Origin of the sequence: Pseudoduganella violaceinigra DSM 15887, assembly GCF_000425385.1 — a bacterium.
GTDB classification, from domain to species: Bacteria; Pseudomonadota; Gammaproteobacteria; order Burkholderiales; family Burkholderiaceae_D; genus Rugamonas; species Rugamonas violaceinigra.
This window is the reverse complement of sequence record NZ_KE384358.1, coordinates 107,744-125,376: the sequence shown is the minus strand read 5'-3', so window position 1 is coordinate 125,376 and position 17,633 is coordinate 107,744. Positions and strand designations below refer to the sequence as shown.

Sequence of the window (17,633 nt, the reverse complement as noted above, 5' to 3'; positions counted from 1 at the left end):
GCGGCTTATGCGCGCTGAAGGATTCGGGATAGCCAGCCGCGCGCCTCGGTACTGCTTTCGCCGGCCAGGGTGCGTGCCAGGTCTTGCAGGGCCTTGGAAATTGGGCTGGCGCGCTGCAGCTGTAAGATCGGCACGCCCTGGTTTACGGAGGCGGCTGCTGCTTCGTAGTGATTGGGGATGGTGCGGAACATCTCCATCCCGTAGGCCTGCTCGCAATCGCGCAGGCGGATGTCGCCGGTGTTGGAATGGCGGTTGACGATCAGGTGAATTTTGTCCTTGCGGTAATCCAACGAGCGGAATACCTGCAACAGCCGCTTGCCGTCGCGGATATACGGCAGCGTTGCTTGCAGAATGGGGAAAATCATGTCGGCCTGGTCGAGGGCACGCACGGACACGGCGTCCAGGCTGCGGCCGACGTCCAGCAGCACGAAGTCGTAGTGCTGGCGCGCCAGCCTCAGCAGGGCGTCGATGTGTTCCGGATGCACGTCGTTGGCCTGGGTAGGATCGTCCGGCGCCGCCAGCACGTGGAAATTCGGGGTCACCTGCACCATGCTGGAAAACAGCAACGACGCGTCGAGACGGTGCATTTGTCCCGCCACGCTGGCAACGCTGGCAGCCGGGCGCTGGTCGGAAACGAACAGGGAGGCGTCGCCGAACTGCAGGTTTAGGTCGAACAGCGCCACCTTCTTGCCCTCGGCGGCCGCCAGTGCATAGGCCAGGTTGGCGGCCAGGAAGGTGGCGCCACTGCCGCCCTTGCATGAAATGAAGGCCAGCACTTTGCCCAGCGAGCGGGTGCTGAAATTGCGCTTGTCGTCGATGCGCCGTACCGCGGCCTGCAACGCGGCCTGGTCGATGGGCATCGGCATCACTTCGCGCACGCCGGCGCGCATGGCCTGCAGCAGGAAGTCGGGGGTTTGCTGGCCGCAGGCGACGATGATCGCCATGTCGGGATGTTGCGCGCTGAGTGTTTCCAGCCGCTCGAGGTCCGCGCCGTTAAGCAAGGGTTGCGCCACCAGCAGCAAGTCCGGTGCGCCATGCTCGAAACGGGGCAGCTTATCGACCAAGCCAGGCAGAACGTCCACCTGGTCGGACTGGCTGCGCTCACGCAGGATGCGGGCGATGTCGAACAGTTGCTTATCGTTGCTGGAGATGGTGGTGATCTTCATGGGATCGCTCAGTTGGTGAAGCCGAGGCTTTCGGCGTAGACGATGGTGGTCGCTTGTGGCATGGCGTTGGTGGGCCGCGAGGTGGTGACCGCGCCGGCTTTGAAAATCAGCGGGCTGAATTGGACGTTCTTGACGGAGACTTCGACGTACATAATGCATTCCGTGGTGCGGGTGATATCGTTGCAGGCGGACAGGTTGTCACCTGCGTCTAGCGGCACGGTGGTGACCTCGTCGACGCCGTTGGCGCGCAGGTAGCGGATGGAGATGTTCGAGCTCGTGATCTCGGGACCGCCCGGCAGGGTGGTCGCGCCGAATAGCGCCACGCTCTTGATGGCGGCGGCGTCGCTGACCCAGCGCACGGTCGCCTCGCGCGCGCCGCGCCGGCTGATCTCCTGCATGGTGTTATACACGAACATCATGCGGCCGAACTCGAAGATGGCGTAGATGAAGGCCAGCAGCAGGCCGCCGATGATGGCAAACTCCACGATCGCGGCGCCGGTCTGGCGCCTCAGGCTGGGGCGGCGGGCCGGATTTTTCATGGCATCCTCACAGCATATAGCGCATGGTGGTGCGCGGGGTCAGGTTGATCAGGCGCACGGAATTGCCGATCAGCGGGATGGTCTGGCCGATATTGACCGAATAGTTCGTGATCTCGACCCGTATCCCGCCGGGCGCGGTGCCGTCGACGCAGTTGCTGTCGTTGTAGGAGGCGTCCAGGCAGGTGACCACCACATTGCTGCTGGTGAAGCCGGGGACCTTGGCGGCGTTGGCGGCGGCCACCACCACGCTCTTGGCGTTGCTGACAGAGGCCGAGTTGATGGTGGCTTTTTTTGCCACGCTCATGTAGCGGGCGCCGTCGCGCGTGGCCTTGCTCAGGGCGTCGTAAAAGGCGAAGGCGCGGCCGAATTCATACGTGCCTGCCAGCAGCAGAAAAAGGATCGATGCCACCAGTGCGAATTCGACCAGGGCGGCGCCGGATTGTTTGTTGGAGGGATGGCTGCGCATGGCATTCACTTGTATAGTTTGACTTCGGACGAAGGCACCGGCGCCACAAGGCCCGTGAACTCAACGTTCAATTTCTTCGGCGAGCCGCTGAAGTCGGCCTTCTTCTGCATGAAGAATTTTCCAATGCCGACTGCGTTCATGACGCCGCAAGAGCCGCTTCCCGCCGGCGCAGTGCGACAGTCAATCAGGACGATGTTCAGGATGCGGCGATCCTCTACCCCTGTGTGTCCGGAAGGGGCCAGGAAGTTCGCGCCGCTGGCCTGGTTGTAAGGCGCGGCATGATCCGACGTGAAGCCGGCGCCGATGCTGGTGGGGTAGGTGGCGGCGTTGATGTAGTCGAGCGACCCGCCGGTGAGCGATCCGTACATCTTGCTTGATGCTTTGGTGCCGTTGGCCTGGGCCGGCGTAATAGCGGTCGTGCCGTCGGCCTGCACGGCCGGCGTGTACGACCACATCACCCCGTATTGCGGATATGTTGCCGGCGTGGGAACGCGCGTCGATGCCGTGCTGGGATAGGCGCGTTCGAACGGCAGCGAATACTTTGGAGTATCAAGGCCGCCACTGCTGACAGTGTCGACCGACTGCTGGCTGGGCAAGTTGGTGGTGCCGGAATCTTGCCAGGCCGCCGGCGGGTTGCCGGTGCCCGGCAGGTACTCCTTGATATTTTTATCGGGCGGAGCGGTAGCGGGATCGCATTTGGATCCGCCCGAATAATCGTTGAAGCGCGAGTTGAGCGCCTTGTCCAGCGAGGCGGTCATGCCGGTGTTGGTGTAGACCTGTCCGACGCCGGTGGTCAGCACGGCGCTATTACCGATGCACATGAACGGTGCTGTGGAATTGGCCGAGCTGTTGGAAGCGTTACAGGCATTGGGCGGTGAATTGACCGGATTGATCTGATAGGGATCCGAGGCTGCGCCGCCCAGCGAACCCAGATCGAATATATTGTACGAGACCCCACGGCGGAAGCCGTATTCGACAAGTTCGGTAAATGTACCGTAGTTATAGCTGGCGTTGCGCCGGGTCGGGTCGATGGCGCAGACACCGATCGGCGTTACATAATTGATGAAGCGCCCCGCCACCGCCCAGCCGTAGGTCGAGGTGCTGTTGTCGCCGGCGATGCGCATCAGCCAAGTATTGATCGATTGCTTGGTGCCGCCGGTGCCGCCGACCCGGGTGTCGACTTCAACGAAGGTACGGCCATTGGCGTTGCCCAGGCTCTGCGCCAGGGTGTACCACGGGCCGTCCGGGCTGGCGGCGAAGCGGAAGTTGGCGTCCTGCAGCGTGAGCGTGCTGCCGAAATTGTAGCGGTTCTTCAATGCGAGCGCCTTGCCGGCGGCGACCGCCTTGTTCAGGCCGGTGTCCGAGTTGTCCAGGTCCTTGGCGGCCGCCAGGGCCGCCGAGTCGGACATGTTCTGCAGTTCGGTCTTGACGATATACAGGTGGCCAAGGTCCAGCACCAGGCCGCTGACCGGGATCAGGACGAACATGAGCAGCAGGCCGGTCATCACGGCGACCCCGCCGCGTTGCTTGTGCTGCTGTTGGATGCGCTGGACCATGGCAGTCTCCTAGTGACCGACGCCGATCAGGAAGGTGTTGTTGTTCTTCTCGGGCGCCTTGAACGATTTCTGGTACTGGTCGTAGGCCGAGGCGGCGGCGGCGCCGTCAAGCCCGTTCGGCACCGCCGTATTGCGCTCGGCGCCGGGATTGATGATCTGGGCGTTGCGCATATCGGTCATCGCCTTGCCCAGGTTGCGCTCGACATTGGGCGCCGGTTCCATGCAGGCTGCCAGAGCCAGGGGGAGCAGGGCGCCGGCGGCGCGGCGCAGGAAAGTGGTGTTCATATGGCCTCCTAGTTCACGTCAAAACCGCCGGACTGCTGGGCAGATTGTTTCTGCGATGGCTGCTTGGCAGGCGGCGGGTCGCCTTCCATCTTGCCGTTGAAGATGCGGGCGGCGCGGCTGGGCTCGGTCACGTTCGAGGTCGGCAGATTATTCGCAAAGTCCGGCGGCAGCGGCTTGACCAGGCGCGGCGTGATCACGAACACCAGTTCCGAGCGGTCGGTCTGGAAATCGTTGGAGCGGAACAGGGCGCCCAGCACGGGGATTTCGCCCAGGCCCGGCACGGCCTTGATATTGTTGGTGGTGTTGTTCTTGATCAGACCACCGATGGCGAAGCTCTGGCCGTCGAACAGCTGCACCGTGGTGGCGGCGCGCCGCGTGGTGAAGGAGGGCAGGATGGCTGTGCCGTTGATGCCGGAAGCCGAAATGCCCACGCCCTCCTTGTTCAGTTCAGACACTTCCGGCGCCACCTTCAGGTTGATGCGGCCATCGGCCAGCACGGTGGGGGTGAAGCGCACGGCGACGCCGAATTCCTTCTCCTCCAGCGTGATGCGGGTGATGCCGCCTTCCGGGGTGGAGGCGACCGGGATGAAGATCTTGCCGCCGGCCAGGAAGCTGGCCTCCTGGCCGCTGATGGCCATCAGGTTCGGCTCGGCCAGCATCTTCACCAGGCCGTCGCGCTTTTGCGCGTCGATGGAGAAGAAGTTGCCGTTCGAATTCTTGGTGGCCGCCGCCAGCGAGGGATTGCCGCTCAACAGGTTCGACAGCAGGGTATAGGTCCAGTTGCCGATGCTGTGGCCGACGCCGATGCTGGCGCCCAGCTGGTCGACCAGGGTCTTGGACACTTCGGCCACCTTCACTTCCAGCATCACCTGCTGCGGCGCGGCGACGGTCATCATATTGATGATCTTGAGCGACATGCCGCCCTCGGTGGGCGCCGGCGCCGTGCTGGCGCCGGCCGGGGCGGCCGAGCCGGTGCCGGGGCCGCCCGCGGCGGGGCGCGGACGGGTGACGAAGGCATTGGCCATCTGCAGCACGTGTTCGGCCACCACCACGTCGGGCACGGTGCCGCTCAGCATGATGGAGTCGGCGGCGGCGCTGACCTTGACCATGCCGGCCTGGCCGGTCAGCTTGTCGACGCCGGACTGCAGCGCGGCGGTGTCGGCGCTGACGGTCAGGTCGGCAATGACGGTATCGCCGGTCTTTTGCCAGACCATCAGGTTGGTGGCGCCGACCGTGCGGCCCAGGACATAGACTTCGCGCTGGTTCAGCAGGATCACGTCGGCGATGCGGGCGTCGCCCACCGCCACCCGCGCCGCCGGGTGCTGCAGGCGCACGATGCTGGACTTGCCCTCGGCCAGCTGCAAGGCCGGCGCCATCTCGGTGCGTCCCTCCGGCATGGCGGCCACCGGCGCCTCGGCCTTCTTGCCCGGGGCGCTGGCGCCCTTGGCCTTCATCTTCGGCTGCTGCGCGACGACGGCCGCTTCGGCGCCCACCTGGGCGTGCGCCGGCAGGGCCAGGGCGGGCAGGACCAGCAAGGCGCCCAGGAGGTTCGGTACCGCGGTGCTTAGACTTTTCATGGGAAGCTCCGTATGTTCGGTCATGCGATCAGAATTGTTGGCTGCTGCGGTCGAGGCCCTTGATCATTTCCACTTTCACTCCTGGCGGCGGTACATTGGCGACCTTGCGCACCGCGACTGGCTTGGGTGCTGGCGCCGCTTCGGCTTTCGCCGCCGGCGCCGGCGCGCTCTGGGCGCCCAGCAGGGTGGACTTGGTGGCGCCGGTGGTCAGCGAAGGGTTCGGGTCGACCTGGTTGCGCAGCACCAGCGACAGGCTGCCGACGCTGCGCGCCAGGTCCAGCTTCTCCACCTGTTCCGGGGTCAGTTCCAGCGTCACGGCGTTGACCACCTTCGGCTTGGTTTCATCGCGCGACGATTCCTGCGCCACGGCCAGCACCAGGATGCGCTCCAGCACGATCTTGGAAATGGTCGGGTCCTTGGTCTGGGTGCGCTGGCCTTCCTCCTGGGTGTTGACCAGGATGTCGACGTAATTGCCCGGCAGCGCGAAGCCGGCCACGCCCACCACGTCGTTGACCCGCACCGTCATGGCGCGCTTGCCTTCGGCCACCACGGCCGACAGCCCGCCCTGGGTGCCGGGCGGCGCCAGCTTCGATTCCAGGATGGCCTCGCCGCGCGTGATGCTGGTGCGCGTGACGCGCGATTCGAGCAGCTTGTCGTCCTTGATGGCGCCGGGCGGCTGCACCGAGGCGGGCCAATCGACCAGGCGCACCATGTCGGGTGTGATGCGCGCGCCCAGGTTGATGTCGACCTGGGCCACGGCCACTTTGGCGGTGTTGCCGCTGGCCTGGGCGTTGATCCAGCGCGCCGCCACCACAACGGCCACGAAGGCCAGGGCGATGGCAACCACCATCATGATCATTGCACGTGTGTTCCTCATGATTATCCCCTTGGTGTGCTACGGTTCAGACAGCGGCAAAATAGTTATTCCAGGCCCATTCCAGCGACGCGATATCGAGGCTGGGCAGACGTCCTTCATAAGCGGCCAGGTCGCGCAATTGCGACACCAGGTCGCGCGGGTAGCAGGCCATCAGCGGCCGCTCATGCAGCTGGTGGTGGCGCATCAGCCAGGCGAAGCTCTCGGCCTCGAAGGGCACCGAGAAGCGCTGGCAGACCTGGCGGAACACGGTTTCGTACTGCTCCGGCTGCATCGCGCCGACATGGATCTTGTAGCCCAGGCGGCGCAGGAAGGAGCCGTCGGCCAGCGATTCGGGCGGCAGGTTGGAGGAGAAGATCACCACCACGTCGAACGGCACCGGGAACTTGTAGCCGTTCTGCAGCGACAGGTAGTCGACCTGGCGGTCCATCGGCACGATCCAGCGGTTCATCAGCTCCACCGGCGAGCAGCGTTGGCGGCCCAGGTCGTCGATGATGAAGATGCCGCCGTTGGCCTTCAGGTGCGGCGGCGCCTGGTACAGGCGGCTGGCCGGGTCGAAGCGCAGATCGAGCGCTTCCAGGGTCAGTTCGCCGCCGGTGATGACGGCGGGGCGCTGGCAGCGCACCCAGCGCTGGTCGCGCGGCGTGCGGCGGTCGAACAGCATGCCCGGTGGGGCGCTGTCCTCGATGGCGCTGTGCACCACCGGGTCGAAGACGGGAATGATGTCGCCGTCGACCAGCAGGGCGTGCGGCACGGCGATCTGTCCCTGCAGCAGGCCGTTCAGGCGCTCGGCCAGGTAAGTCTTGCCGCTGCCGGCTGGACCATGGATAAAAATGGCGCGGCCACTATTCATGGCCGCGCCCAACTGGTCAAGCACTGCGGGGCTGGCGACGATGCCGTCGAACGTCTTGCGGATATGTTCGCGCTTGACGCGCATCTGCGCCACGCTATGGGCGCGCACGCGTTCGGCATAGTCGCTAAAGGTGACCGGGGCGGCGCCGGCATAGGCGTCGCGCCGGACGAATTCGGCGCCGCGGGCGCGGCCCGTGTCGCTCAGGTTGTAGACGATGTCGGCGTCGGTATTGCTGCTGCCGCGGCGCTGCATCTCGGCCAGCTTCTCGGTGCGCATGAAGGCCAGCACCGGATCGAGCACCGAGGGCGGCAGCTTGAGGTGGCCGGCCAGCTCGTTGAGCTTGATCTGCCCGCGCTGGTACAGCACCTTGCTGGCCAGTTCCACCAGCAGCAGGAAGGGCAGCCCGGTTTCCTCCACCGTGCGCGGAGCGGGGACGCGCAGCGGGTCGTCGGCCCAGGAGCGCTTGCTTGGTTCTTCAAAGTCGGCGGGCATGGCGAACCTCTCTTAAAACACCATTGGCAGGACGCGATATTTCACGCGGCGCATATACAGGGCATACTCGCTATCGCGCGACAGGAAGCGTTCCTCGCGCTGCAGCCTGGCCAGCAGCAGCAGGGAGGCGACCAGGCAGGTGGCGACATTGCCGGTACTGGTATTCGACAGCACGTAGCCGGTGTAGCTGAGCAGGTAGCTGGCGTACAGCGGATGGCGGATCCAGCGGTACAGGCCGGACGTCTTGATCTGGCGCTTGGCGGCCACCAGGCCGAAACTGCGGTTGAGCGAGAGCAGGCCGCCGATTTGCAGCAGCACGCCTAGCACGATCAGGACGCGCGCGGCCGGCAGCAGGCCTTCGCCGCTGGGGGCGAAGAAGAAGGGGGCGCCGGTGGAGGTGATGGCCAACAGCCAGTCGAGCGGCGAATGCGAGACGGCGGCCGGTTCCGAGCGCAGCATGAAGAGCGCCGCCACCAGGGTTTCCGAGGCCACGAACAGCAGGTAGGTCCAGTCGCCGCTGGCGCTGAAGGCGCGCGCATGGGCGACCGAGAACAGCAGCCAGGTGGCGACCAGGGCCGTGGTGGCCAGCAGGCCGACGGGGCGCGAGGCGAGGATGGGTCGGGCATTCATAGCAGGCTCCAGCCAAAGTAGCGGGTCAGTAACAGGTAGCTCACGGTGCCGCAGGCAATCGCCACGGCATAGGGCAGTTGGCCGGTGGCCGCCAGCGGGGCGTCGATGCGGGCGCTGCCGCCGGACATGCCGCGCAGCACGCTGCCCAGCACCATCTGCCGGACATTGCCGCTCACCTTGCGCAGGCTGCCCTGGTACAGCGCGACGCCCAGGGACAGCAGGCCGCCGGCGACGATGCTGGCCAGCCCGGCGCCCAGGATGTCGAGCGGGCCGAGGAAGGTGCCGACCATGGCTAGCAGCTTGGCGTCGCCGGCGCCCATGGCGCCCAGGGCGTACATGGGCAGCAGCAGCGCCAGGCCGAGCGCCAGGCCGGCGCCGGCCTTGAGCAGGCCCAGCGCGCCGAACGGTTCGCTGAACAGGCCGGCGCCCGGGGTCACCAGGCCCTGCAGCGCCAGGCCGGCCAGCATGCCGGCCAGCACCAGGCGGTTGGGGATGCGGCGGCTGCGCACATCGGTGGCCACGGCCGCTGCCAGCAGGCAGGCCAGCAGCGCGGCGGGCAGCAGGGCGCGGGGATCGACACTCATGGCGCGCTCCTGGCCAGCAGCTTGCCGCACAGGGTCCAGATCAGATAGGCGCCGATGGCGCCGGCATAGCCGTCGAGGGCGTAGTGCCAGCCCAGGTGGACTGAGCCCAGCTGAATGAGCACGGCAAACACGGTCAGGGCGATGCCGGCCAGGCGGTGCAGGCGCCAGCCGAGCAGGGCCAGCAGCACGGAGCTGGCCACATGCATGCTGGGCATGGCGGAAATGCTGAGGGCGTTGCTGCCCTTGTGCGCCGTATAGTCCTGCCACAGGGTGTCCTGCACTTGCAGGGCCATGACCGGGATGCTGTCGTTGGCGCCGCGCAGGTAATGCATCAGGCCGGCGAACGGGTCGGCGCCCTGCACCATGAAGCCGTAGTAGCACGGGCCGACTGATGAAAACAGCATGGCCATCACATTGCCCAGCAGAATCCAGCTGAGCACGAAACTCAGCATGAACTGCATGCGCAGCTGGCGCCGCTCCAGGTTGAAGGCCAGCCAGTACACGCTGGCCAGGACCAGGAAGAACCACAGGTGGTAATTGAAATTGAGGATGGCGGTCACGAGCGGATGGCCGAGCAGCGGCTGCAGCACTTCCCACGGCTGGGCGCCGCCGTGCAGCCAGGCGTCGGCGGCGGCCAGGCGGGCATCCCAGGCATAGGGCTGGACCATGGGCACGGCAGCCTTCAGCACGGTGAAGCTGGCGGCGAACAGCGGCATCAGGCCCAGCACCGGGGCGGCAAACAGCAGGCGCTCGCGGGTCAGGTAGGCCGCCAGGTGTTCCTTCAGGTAGCGCACCAGGTGGTCGGGGCGTTGGCACAGCATGACGTAGATGCAGTAGCCGCACAGGGCGAACACCAGGCCCATCGCCAGGGTGGCGAGATAGCCTTCCAGTTGCAGATTGTGGCGGTATTTGTCCGGGTAGGCCGCGCAGAGCGCGAGGGCGGCAGCCAGTTCCAGGCCGACGATGGCCAGCAGCAGGCCGTGTTCGCGCAGCAGGGCGCGGGGCAGGCTGGGGCGGGTCGCGATGCGTTGGATCAGGACAGCGCTCATGATGTGGCCAGTAAGACTTGGGATTTGACGAAGGTGAACAGGGCCAGCAGACGGGTGCCGGCCGTGCTGACACTGACAACGATGACGACTGCGATCAGTCCCCCGAGTAACGCGTACTCGATCGCCGAGACGCCGGAGTCGTTGTGGAGGAAGCGTAGGAGTTTGTGGAACACGATCGACCTCCTGAAAAAATTCGTCCGGGAGGCAGGGGGATCGCCTCGCCGGACGCAGGGACAAGCATTAGCCGTTGGCGGTGGTCAGGGCCGTGCCGATCTTGTCGAAGGTTTTGTCCAGCTGGGTACCGATCAGTTTGACGGCGGCGATGATCACCACGGCGATCAGGGCGGCGATCAGGCCGTATTCGATTGCAGTCACGCCGTCTTCGTCGCGGATGAATTTTTGGATGGCTTTCATGATGATTCCTTTCAGGATGTGTAATTAACTGCACCAAAGTGTTTGCAGCTTCACGGAACAAGCCCGCTTCACCTGCCTTTTCCAAGCGCTAGAAGCACAATGATGCCGACGACAACTGTCAGTGAGGCTACAAGCACATATTCGTAAAACGCCCGGCCATCCTCTTCGGCGATGAAGCTTGCGAATTGTGGCGGCAGGAATCGGTCACGCATTCTGTACTCCGGACATGGTTGTGTTGGCCTTGCCTGGTTCTAGTCTCAGCCGACATGTCTGCCGTGCTGATGTGTTCACTTTAGGCGTATGCGTTTTGACTTCCATCAACGTTCTGTCCTTTTCTTGCTGGGACAGAACTCCTCTTTTTGGGTGAGGAAGCGTGACATTTGTCACGGTTCAATGAACGTGTGTAGATGGAAATATTTTTGACGCCACTGCCGGTAGTGGGCAAGCGGCAGGGATGGCGCTACAGGTCGGCTTGATCGAGCCTGTGCTTGGTGGCGAAGACGTACAGGTCCAGGCGGTTCGACACGCCCAGCTTGTGGTAGATGGCCGTCAGATGGTTGCGCAAAGTGTGTTCCGAAATAAACAGCTGTTGCGCCAACGCCTTGTTCACGGCACCGCCGCCTGTTGCAATCAGGCTGCAGATGCGCCTTTCCTTGGCGGTCAGCTGGGCGATCTTGTCCAGTTCGGGGTCTTGGCGCCGGTTGCCCTGCGGGTTGCGCATGGCTTCGAACACGCGCATCAGCATGACGCCGTCGAGCCAGAGCTCGCCGCCGTGCACTTTTTCGATGGCTTTCAAGACGGTATCGGCGGGCTCGTCCTTGCTGACCACGCCGCGCGCGCCCAGCATCACGGCGCGGTCCAGCAGCTCGCGGTCGCGCGTGCCCGACAGCACCAGGACCTTGGCGCCGTCGCAGCCGGTCAGCAGGCGCGGCAGGATGTCGAGCGAGCAGGTGCCGCCCAGGTCGATGTCCAGCAGGATCACGTCGGGCAGCACTTCGGCGGCCATGGCCAGGGCGCTGTCGCAGTCGCGCGCCGTGCCCACCACGATCATATGGATCGCTTCGCTTTCGATCAGCTTGCCCAGGCCCCACAACAGGGTCTTGTGGTCGTCGACCAGCATGATGCGGATTCGTTTGTCTGCCTGCCCCATAGACACCTCACACCGGGATCACGATCTGTACGGCCGTGTTGTTCTGACGGCCGCGCTGCACGCGCGCTTCGCCGCCCAGCGCGGCGGCCCGTTCGGCAATTGAGCTCGGTGTAAAGTCTAGCACCGGCTGGCCTGAACATTCATTCTCGATCCGCACCGTGAGCTGGCCGGCGGTGCAGGCCAGCTCGATATAGCCGTTGCGCGCCGTCGTATGCTTGCAGATATTGCTCATGCCTTCATTGACGATCTGGAACACCTCGGCCGCCAGGCGGTCGCTCATATGCAGCTCGCCCTTGGTGTCCACATTGATGTGCACATCGTAGAACTGGCGCACCTGGGCCGCCTGGCGCCGCAGTGCGATCAGCAGCTCCGGCTCCTTCATTTCCAGGCCGCCGCGCAGGCTCTTGGCGTAGTTGCGCAAGTCGCGCACCACCTGGGAGGTGACGTCGAGCAAGTTGTCCAGGTCGGGCACCAGCGGATTGCCGGGATCGGCTTTCAGGCGGATGCCCGAGACGCCGTGGCGCAGGCCGATATAGGGCTGAATCGTAGTGTCATGCAAGTCGCGGGCGATACGCTCGCGCTCGCGCAAGACCGCCTCCGAGGCCATGCGGTCGAGCAATTCGATATTCTCAATCACGGGGAAGGCCTGGGCCGCAATCTGCAGCAGGAACAGGGCATCGGATTTGCTGAAGGCGTGGCGCTGCGAGACCACGATCAGGCGCCCCGAGCCGCGCCGCAGCGGCAACGGCACCGCGATCAGGGAAAAGCCGTCGAGCAGTTCGGCCAGGGTTTCCCCCGCCTCGGCATCCTCGGGCACCCAGCGCTGGCTGGCGCTGTCGTAGCGCTTGATCTGCAGCACGCGGCGCAGCCAGGCCCTGCGCGGCTGGCGCAGCAGCAAGATGGCGTCCTCGCCGCACACCAGCAGCGGGGCGGCGGCCTCCGGCGCCAGGTTGCTGGCATGGATCGGCCGGCCCGCATTGGCCGAACTGGCGGCGCGCAGTGTCCAGCTGGAAGCGCCGTTATCGTGCATCAGCAGGATGCAGCTGTGGGCGTGGTAGAACAGGCGCGTCTGTTCGAGCACCGAGCTGATGGTGCGGTCCACGCCGAAGCGCGGATTGGACATCTGGCTTACCGCATGCAGCAGGGCCATGCGCTGGCGCTGGATCGTGGCCATGCCGCCCCAGTGGGCGATCATATAGCCCAGGGCCAGCAGGAAGGTGGCGCGCAGCAGCAGCAGGGCGATTTCGGCCTGGTTCTGGGTGTACAGGGAAGTCAGGGCGAAGGCCAGCGAGGCCACCATGGTGATGCGGGCGCCTTCCTCGAAGCCGTGGCTGAAGGAGGCGGTCAGGATGGCAAAGAAAAACAGCAGGAAATAAAAGCTGGAATTGCCGCCCGAGACATAGACCATCAGGGTGAACCAGCCCACGTCGAGCCAGTACACCAGCTTGTTGCGCACGAAGATGGCGCGGCTGGCCAGCATCAGCAGCGTGATGCTTTGCAGCAGGTAGGCCAGGAAGACGCCCAGCGACAAGGGGTCGGCGCGGCCGAATGGCTCGACCAGCAGGGTGAACAGGCAGGCCACGGCCAGCACCAGGCGCATCCAGCGCACCATGGAAGCGTCCGAAGTATCCTTCGGCAAAGTCGCGTTCAGCAGGCCTTCGTTGATCACAGTGTCTCCGACGCGTTGTTGTTACCATGCTAAGAGAAGCACCTGGCATTGTCCATCACAAGGTTGTATTTTCGAAACGTTGACGGGACTTGAAATCGGCGCGTGGCGTCCCCATGTGGGCGATTCCGCAGTTCCGTATAAGACTATTGAGGTAGAAATGGCAGAAAACAAACAAACCATGGGCTTCCAGGCGGAAGTGAAACAGTTGCTGCAGCTGATGATCCACTCGCTGTATTCCAACAAGGAAATTTTCCTGCGCGAGCTGGTCTCGAATGCGTCCGATGCCGCCGACAAGCTGCGCTTTGAAGCGATCAACAACGACGCCCTGTACGGCAACGACCATGAATTGCACATCCGCGTGGCGTTCGACAAGGACGCGCGCACCATCACCATTTCCGACAACGGCATCGGCATGAGCCGCGACGAGGCGATTTCCCACCTCGGCACCATCGCCAAGTCGGGCACCAAGGAATTCTTCGGCAAGCTGTCCGGCGACCAGCAGAAGGACGCGGCCCTGATCGGCCAGTTCGGCGTCGGCTTCTACTCCGGCTTCATCGTGGCGGACAAGATCACCGTCGAATCGCGCCGCGCCGGCCTGGACGCCGCGCAGGGTATCCGCTGGGAATCGGCCGGCGAGGGCGACTACTCGATCGAGCCGATCGAGAAGGCTGCGCGCGGCACCGACATCATCCTGCACCTGCGCGAAGGCGAGGACGAGCTGCTCAACGACTGGAAGCTGAAATCCATCATCCGCAAGTATTCCGACCATATCTCGCTGCCGATCCAGATGAAGAAGGAAGGCTCGGACGAGCTGGAAACCATCAACCAGGCCAGCGCCCTGTGGGCCCGCAACAAGAGCGAGGTCACGCAAGAGCAGTACGAAGAGTTCTATAAGCACGTCTCGCACGACTTCGGCGCACCCCTGACCCACACCCACAACCGGGTCGAGGGCCGCAGCGAATACACCCAGCTGCTGTACATCCCGGCCAAGGCCCCGTTCGACCTGTGGGACCGCAACAAGCGCGGCGGCATCAAGCTGTACGTCAAACGCGTCTTCATCATGGACGACGCCGAGCAGCTGATGCCGACCTACTTGCGCTTCGTCAAGGGAGTGATCGACTCGGCCGACCTGCCGCTGAACGTGTCGCGCGAGATCCTGCAGGAGTCGCGCGATGTGAAAGCCATCCGCGAGGGCTCGACCAAGCGCGTGCTGGGCATGCTGGAAGAGCTGGCCAACGCCGACGAGCAGGAAAAGAAGGACAAGTACGCCGCCTTCTGGACCGAATTCGGCCAGGTGTTGAAAGAGGGCATCGGCGAGGACTTTGCCAACAAGGAGCGCCTGGCCAAGCTGCTGCGCTTTGCCTCGACGCACAAGGACAGCGAAGTGCAGGACGTGGCGCTGGAAGCCTACGTGGCCCGCATGAAGGAAGGCCAGGACAAGATCTACTACGTCACCGCCGACAGCTTCGCCGCCGCGAAAAACTCGCCGCACCTGGAAATCTTCCGCAAGAAGGGCGTGGAAGTGCTGCTGCTGACCGACCGCGTCGATGAATGGATGCTGTCCTTCCTGAACGATTTCGACGGCAAGGAGCTGCATTCGGTGGCCAAGGGCGGCCTGGACCTGGGCACCCTGGAGGACGAGGCGGAGAAGAAGGAACACGCCGAGACCGAGACCCAGTACCAGGAACTGGTCGGCAAGATGAGCGAAGCGCTGGCCGACAAGGCCAAGGAGGTGCGCGTCACCTTCCGCCTGACCGATTCGCCGGCCTGCCTGGTGGCCGACGAGCACGAACTGTCGGGCAACCTGCTGCGCATGCTGAAAGCCGCCGGCCAGGCCGCGCCGGAATCCAAGCCTATCCTGGAAATCAACCCGCAGCACCCGCTGGTGACGCGCCTGAAGTATGAGGACGCGGCGGGCGCGGCGTTCAAGGACTGGGCCCACCTCCTGTTCGACCAGGCCTTGCTGGCTGAAGGCGGCACCCTGGCCGACCCGGCGTCCTTCGTCAAGCGCATGAACGAGATGTTGCTGGCGAAATAAAGACTTGCAGGATGGGCGTCCTGCGTTAGATTTGGTGAGACTTTAGCAGCTTGTCAAGGGTCATAATCAAGGCAAACCCGCTTCGTCGAGGATTGCATGACGGAAGTCCGCAAGCAGCGCATTCTCATCGTTGACGACCAGAGCGCCCATACCGTCGCGCTGTGCGATGTGCTGCGCCAGTACCAGTTTGATGCCGAGGGGTGCGAAAGCGCCGAGGCGGCGCTGGAACTGCTGCGCAGCCAGTCGTTCGACCTGATGCTGTCGGACTTGAATATGCCGGGGCTGGACGGCATCGGCCTGGTGCGGGAAGCCTTGCAGTACGACCCGGAACTGGCCTGCATCATCATGACCGGCGAGGGCAGCGTCGCCACCGCCGTGCGCGCCATGCAGGGCGGCGCCCTCGACTACATCGTCAAGCCTTTCAAAGCCTCCTCGCTGCTGCCGGTGCTGGCGCGGGCCCAGGCCACGCGCGCCCTGCGCCTGGCCAATGCCGAGCTGGAACGCCAGGTGCGCCAGAATGTGATGGAACTGGCCGAAGCCAACTATCGGCTGGAACAGGCGCGGACCGAGGCCGAACACGCCAACGCGGAAAAGTCGCGCTTCCTCTCCAATATGAGCCATGAGCTGCGCACGCCGCTGAACGGCATCCTCGGCTTCGCGCAGATCCTGGCGGCCGACAAGCTGCCGGCCACCCAGCTGGAAAAGCAGCGCTTCGCGCGCAATATCGTGCAATCCGGCCAGCACCTGCTCAAGCTGGTCAATGAAATCCTCGACCTGGCGCGCATCGAAGCGGGCAAGGTGCCGCTGGCGATGGAGGCGGTCGACCTGCCCACCGTGCTGCAGGAGTGCCGCATGATGGTGACCCCGCTGGCGGCCAAGCGCGATATCACCCTGGGCTTCGGCGTGGTGCCGCCGCAGCGCCTGCGCGCCGACCGCACGCGCCTGGTGCAGGTGCTGATCAATCTCTTATCCAACGCCATCAAGTACAACCACGAACAGGGCCGGGTTGACCTGGCCTGCACCGTGGACGGTCCCCGCCTGCGCATTGCCGTCAGCGATACCGGGCCGGGGCTGGAGCCGGACCAGGTGCAGCATATTTTCCAGCCCTTCCACCGCCTGGGGCGCGACGAAGAGGAGGAGGGCAGCGGCCTTGGCCTTGCCCTCACCCGGCGCGTGGTCGAGGCGATGCAGGGCGCCATCGGCGTCGAGAGCCAGCCGGGCGAGGGCAGCACCTTCTGGGTGGAACTGCCGCTCGCGCCGGAAACCACCCAACAGGTGCAACATGCGTAACCGAACCATGCAGGTGCTTGCCGTGCTGTTCTTCTTGCTGGCCGCCGGCGTGGCCTGGCTGTGGCGCCAACAGCGTGCCCCGGCCCCGCCCGCCCAGCCGCTGGTGATTGCCGCCAATACCGAATATGTCGGCACCTGTGCGGTGGTGGCGGCGCAGCAGCGCGGCTTCTTCGCCGCGCAGGGCTTGCAGGTCAAGGTCTTGCCCTTCTCCAGCGGCAAGGCCTCCATGCAGGCCGTGATCGACGGCCGGGCCGACGTGGGGACGGTGGCCGACATTCCCATCGTGTTCGCGGCCATGGACGGCGTCCCGGTCAAGGTGCTGGCGACCTTCTTCCGCACCGCCAAGGACCACGGCATCATCGGCCGGCGCGATCACGGCGTCCTGTCGCCGGCCAGCCTGAAGGGCAAGCGCATCGGCGTCACCCAGGGCACCTCGGGCCAGTTCACGCTCGACGTCTTCCTGAACTGGCAGCGCATGGATGGCAGCGAGGTCACCATGGTCAATTACAAGCCGGAAGAGCTGGGCCAGGCGCTGCAGCGCGGCGAGGTCGACGCGGTGGCCGGCTGGGAGCCCTTCCTCGGGGCGATGCGCCGCGCGCTGGGCGATACGGCGGTGAGCTTCTCCGGCGAGCAGGCCTACGAAAGCATTTACAACCTGGTGTCGCTGCAGGGCTTTACCGGCAAGCATGCGGCCGTCATCCCGCGCCTGCTGGCGGCGGTCGAACAAGGCTCGGCCTGGTGCGAAAGCTCGCCGCAGGAGGCGCAGCCGCTGCTGCCGGCGACGGCCAAGCTGAACCGGGACGAGGTGCTGGCAGCCTGGCCGACCTACCACTTCGGCCTGGAGCTGGACCAGTCCCTGCTGCTGGCCTTCGAGGACCGGGCGCGCTGGGCCATCCGCAACCGCCTGGCCAGTTCGCGCGAGGTGCCGAATTTCCTCGACAATATGTACCTGGAGGGCCTGGGTGAAGTGCGGCCGACCGCCGTCACCGTCATCCACTGAG

At 64.8% G+C, this 17,633-nt stretch carries 19 protein-coding genes; 3 read left to right on the top strand and 16 right to left on the bottom strand.

What is annotated here, in order from left to right:
- Window positions 1–5: 5 nt before the first annotated feature.
- The 16 genes from H597_RS0123015 to H597_RS0122940 all read right to left on the bottom strand — a co-directional run bounded on the left by H597_RS0123015 (window position 6) and on the right by H597_RS0122940 (window position 13,304).
- The gene (locus H597_RS0123015) at window positions 6–1,166 is read right to left on the bottom strand and encodes a CpaE/TadZ family protein (RefSeq protein WP_028104178.1); all 1,161 of its coding nucleotides are present in this window, start codon (window positions 1,164–1,166) and stop codon (window positions 6–8) included.
- 8 nt (window positions 1,167–1,174) lie between these two features.
- The gene (locus tag H597_RS0123010) at window positions 1,175–1,705 is read right to left on the bottom strand and encodes a TadE/TadG family type IV pilus assembly protein (RefSeq protein WP_028104177.1); all 531 of its coding nucleotides are present in this window, start codon (window positions 1,703–1,705) and stop codon (window positions 1,175–1,177) included.
- A 7-nt stretch (window positions 1,706–1,712) separates the two neighbouring features.
- On the bottom strand, window positions 1,713–2,171 hold the full coding sequence (locus H597_RS0123005) for a TadE/TadG family type IV pilus assembly protein (RefSeq protein ID WP_028104176.1): 459 nt from the start codon (window positions 2,169–2,171) through the stop codon (window positions 1,713–1,715).
- A 5-nt stretch (window positions 2,172–2,176) separates the two neighbouring features.
- On the bottom strand, window positions 2,177–3,727 hold the full coding sequence (locus H597_RS0123000; RefSeq protein ID WP_028104175.1) for a pilus assembly protein TadG-related protein: 1,551 nt from the start codon (window positions 3,725–3,727) through the stop codon (window positions 2,177–2,179).
- Window positions 3,728–3,736: 9 nt separating this feature from the next.
- Window positions 3,737–4,012: a hypothetical protein gene (locus H597_RS0122995; protein WP_028104174.1), complete on the bottom strand. Its 276-nt coding sequence runs from the start codon at window positions 4,010–4,012 to the stop codon at window positions 3,737–3,739.
- An 8-nt stretch (window positions 4,013–4,020) separates the two neighbouring features.
- Window positions 4,021–5,589, bottom strand: coding sequence for a type II and III secretion system protein family protein (locus H597_RS0122990; protein WP_028104173.1), 1,569 nt, complete (start codon window positions 5,587–5,589; stop codon window positions 4,021–4,023).
- Window positions 5,590–5,617: 28 nt separating this feature from the next.
- Window positions 5,618–6,466, bottom strand: a complete 849-nt coding sequence (gene cpaB, locus H597_RS0122985; RefSeq protein WP_028104172.1) for a Flp pilus assembly protein CpaB — start codon at window positions 6,464–6,466, stop codon at window positions 5,618–5,620.
- A 25-nt stretch (window positions 6,467–6,491) separates the two neighbouring features.
- The gene (locus H597_RS32165) at window positions 6,492–7,808 is read right to left on the bottom strand and encodes an ATP-binding protein (protein ID WP_051294044.1); all 1,317 of its coding nucleotides are present in this window, start codon (window positions 7,806–7,808) and stop codon (window positions 6,492–6,494) included.
- A gap of 12 nt (window positions 7,809–7,820) precedes the next feature.
- Window positions 7,821–8,438 (bottom strand): methyltransferase family protein, encoded by a 618-nt coding sequence (locus H597_RS0122975; RefSeq protein ID WP_028104171.1) that lies wholly within the window; start codon window positions 8,436–8,438, stop codon window positions 7,821–7,823.
- A complete protein-coding gene (locus tag H597_RS32160; RefSeq protein ID WP_035375037.1) occupies window positions 8,435–9,022 on the bottom strand; it encodes an A24 family peptidase in 588 nt (195 codons plus the stop codon). The genes H597_RS0122975 and H597_RS32160 overlap by 4 nt, the downstream gene beginning before the upstream one ends.
- The gene (locus H597_RS32155; RefSeq protein WP_051294043.1) at window positions 9,019–10,071 is read right to left on the bottom strand and encodes a phosphatase PAP2 family protein; all 1,053 of its coding nucleotides are present in this window, start codon (window positions 10,069–10,071) and stop codon (window positions 9,019–9,021) included. Before H597_RS32155 ends, H597_RS32160 begins: the two co-directional genes overlap by 4 nt.
- Window positions 10,068–10,244 carry a Flp family type IVb pilin gene (locus H597_RS34355; protein ID WP_229632234.1) on the bottom strand — a complete coding sequence of 59 codons (177 nt, stop codon included), beginning with the start codon at window positions 10,242–10,244 and terminating at the stop codon, window positions 10,068–10,070. Before H597_RS34355 ends, H597_RS32155 begins: the two co-directional genes overlap by 4 nt.
- A gap of 67 nt (window positions 10,245–10,311) precedes the next feature.
- The gene (locus tag H597_RS34350; protein WP_083941249.1) at window positions 10,312–10,485 is read right to left on the bottom strand and encodes a Flp family type IVb pilin; all 174 of its coding nucleotides are present in this window, start codon (window positions 10,483–10,485) and stop codon (window positions 10,312–10,314) included.
- Window positions 10,486–10,553: 68 nt separating this feature from the next.
- Window positions 10,554–10,697, bottom strand: a complete 144-nt coding sequence (locus H597_RS35095; protein WP_154668235.1) for a hypothetical protein — start codon at window positions 10,695–10,697, stop codon at window positions 10,554–10,556.
- A 248-nt stretch (window positions 10,698–10,945) separates the two neighbouring features.
- Complete coding sequence (locus tag H597_RS0122945; protein WP_035375035.1) at window positions 10,946–11,635, bottom strand: response regulator transcription factor; 690 nt, start codon at window positions 11,633–11,635, stop codon at window positions 10,946–10,948.
- Between the two features lie 7 nt (window positions 11,636–11,642).
- Window positions 11,643–13,304: a sensor histidine kinase gene (locus H597_RS0122940; protein ID WP_051294042.1), complete on the bottom strand. Its 1,662-nt coding sequence runs from the start codon at window positions 13,302–13,304 to the stop codon at window positions 11,643–11,645.
- Between the two features lie 157 nt (window positions 13,305–13,461).
- Here H597_RS0122940 and htpG point away from each other — a divergent pair, with 157 nt between their 5' ends.
- The 3 genes from htpG to H597_RS0122925 all read left to right on the top strand — a co-directional run bounded on the left by htpG (window position 13,462) and on the right by H597_RS0122925 (window position 17,632).
- The gene (htpG, locus tag H597_RS0122935; RefSeq protein WP_028104168.1) at window positions 13,462–15,342 is read left to right on the top strand and encodes a molecular chaperone HtpG; all 1,881 of its coding nucleotides are present in this window, start codon (window positions 13,462–13,464) and stop codon (window positions 15,340–15,342) included.
- A gap of 96 nt (window positions 15,343–15,438) precedes the next feature.
- Complete coding sequence (locus H597_RS32150) at window positions 15,439–16,632, top strand: ATP-binding response regulator (protein ID WP_051294041.1); 1,194 nt, start codon at window positions 15,439–15,441, stop codon at window positions 16,630–16,632.
- Window positions 16,625–17,632, top strand: a complete 1,008-nt coding sequence (locus H597_RS0122925; protein ID WP_028104167.1) for an ABC transporter substrate-binding protein — start codon at window positions 16,625–16,627, stop codon at window positions 17,630–17,632. The genes H597_RS32150 and H597_RS0122925 overlap by 8 nt, the downstream gene beginning before the upstream one ends.
- The last annotated feature ends 1 nt before the right edge of the window (window position 17,633 follow it).

What these genes read in the sequence shown, in the direction of transcription:
- H597_RS0123015 (WP_028104178.1), bottom strand. Translation starts at nt 1,166, where the DNA reads ATGAAGATCACCACCATCTCCAGCAACGATAAGCAACTGTTCGACATC.
- H597_RS0123010 (WP_028104177.1), bottom strand. Translation starts at nt 1,705, where the DNA reads ATGAAAAATCCGGCCCGCCGCCCCAGCCTGAGGCGCCAGACCGGCGCC.
- H597_RS0123005 (WP_028104176.1), bottom strand. Translation starts at nt 2,171, where the DNA reads ATGCGCAGCCATCCCTCCAACAAACAATCCGGCGCCGCCCTGGTCGAA.
- H597_RS0123000 (WP_028104175.1), bottom strand. Translation starts at nt 3,727, where the DNA reads ATGGTCCAGCGCATCCAACAGCAGCACAAGCAACGCGGCGGGGTCGCC.
- H597_RS0122995 (WP_028104174.1), bottom strand. Translation starts at nt 4,012, where the DNA reads ATGAACACCACTTTCCTGCGCCGCGCCGCCGGCGCCCTGCTCCCCCTG.
- H597_RS0122990 (WP_028104173.1), bottom strand. Translation starts at nt 5,589, where the DNA reads ATGAAAAGTCTAAGCACCGCGGTACCGAACCTCCTGGGCGCCTTGCTG.
- cpaB (WP_028104172.1), bottom strand. Translation starts at nt 6,466, where the DNA reads ATGAGGAACACACGTGCAATGATCATGATGGTGGTTGCCATCGCCCTG.
- H597_RS32165 (WP_051294044.1), bottom strand. Translation starts at nt 7,808, where the DNA reads ATGCCCGCCGACTTTGAAGAACCAAGCAAGCGCTCCTGGGCCGACGAC.
- H597_RS0122975 (WP_028104171.1), bottom strand. Translation starts at nt 8,438, where the DNA reads ATGAATGCCCGACCCATCCTCGCCTCGCGCCCCGTCGGCCTGCTGGCC.
- H597_RS32160 (WP_035375037.1), bottom strand. Translation starts at nt 9,022, where the DNA reads ATGAGTGTCGATCCCCGCGCCCTGCTGCCCGCCGCGCTGCTGGCCTGC.
- H597_RS32155 (WP_051294043.1), bottom strand. Translation starts at nt 10,071, where the DNA reads ATGAGCGCTGTCCTGATCCAACGCATCGCGACCCGCCCCAGCCTGCCC.
- H597_RS34350 (WP_083941249.1), bottom strand. Translation starts at nt 10,485, where the DNA reads ATGAAAGCCATCCAAAAATTCATCCGCGACGAAGACGGCGTGACTGCA.
- H597_RS35095 (WP_154668235.1), bottom strand. Translation starts at nt 10,697, where the DNA reads ATGCGTGACCGATTCCTGCCGCCACAATTCGCAAGCTTCATCGCCGAA.
- H597_RS0122945 (WP_035375035.1), bottom strand. Translation starts at nt 11,635, where the DNA reads ATGGGGCAGGCAGACAAACGAATCCGCATCATGCTGGTCGACGACCAC.
- htpG (WP_028104168.1), top strand. Translation starts at nt 13,462, where the DNA reads ATGGCAGAAAACAAACAAACCATGGGCTTCCAGGCGGAAGTGAAACAG.
- H597_RS32150 (WP_051294041.1), top strand. Translation starts at nt 15,439, where the DNA reads ATGACGGAAGTCCGCAAGCAGCGCATTCTCATCGTTGACGACCAGAGC.
- H597_RS0122925 (WP_028104167.1), top strand. Translation starts at nt 16,625, where the DNA reads ATGCGTAACCGAACCATGCAGGTGCTTGCCGTGCTGTTCTTCTTGCTG.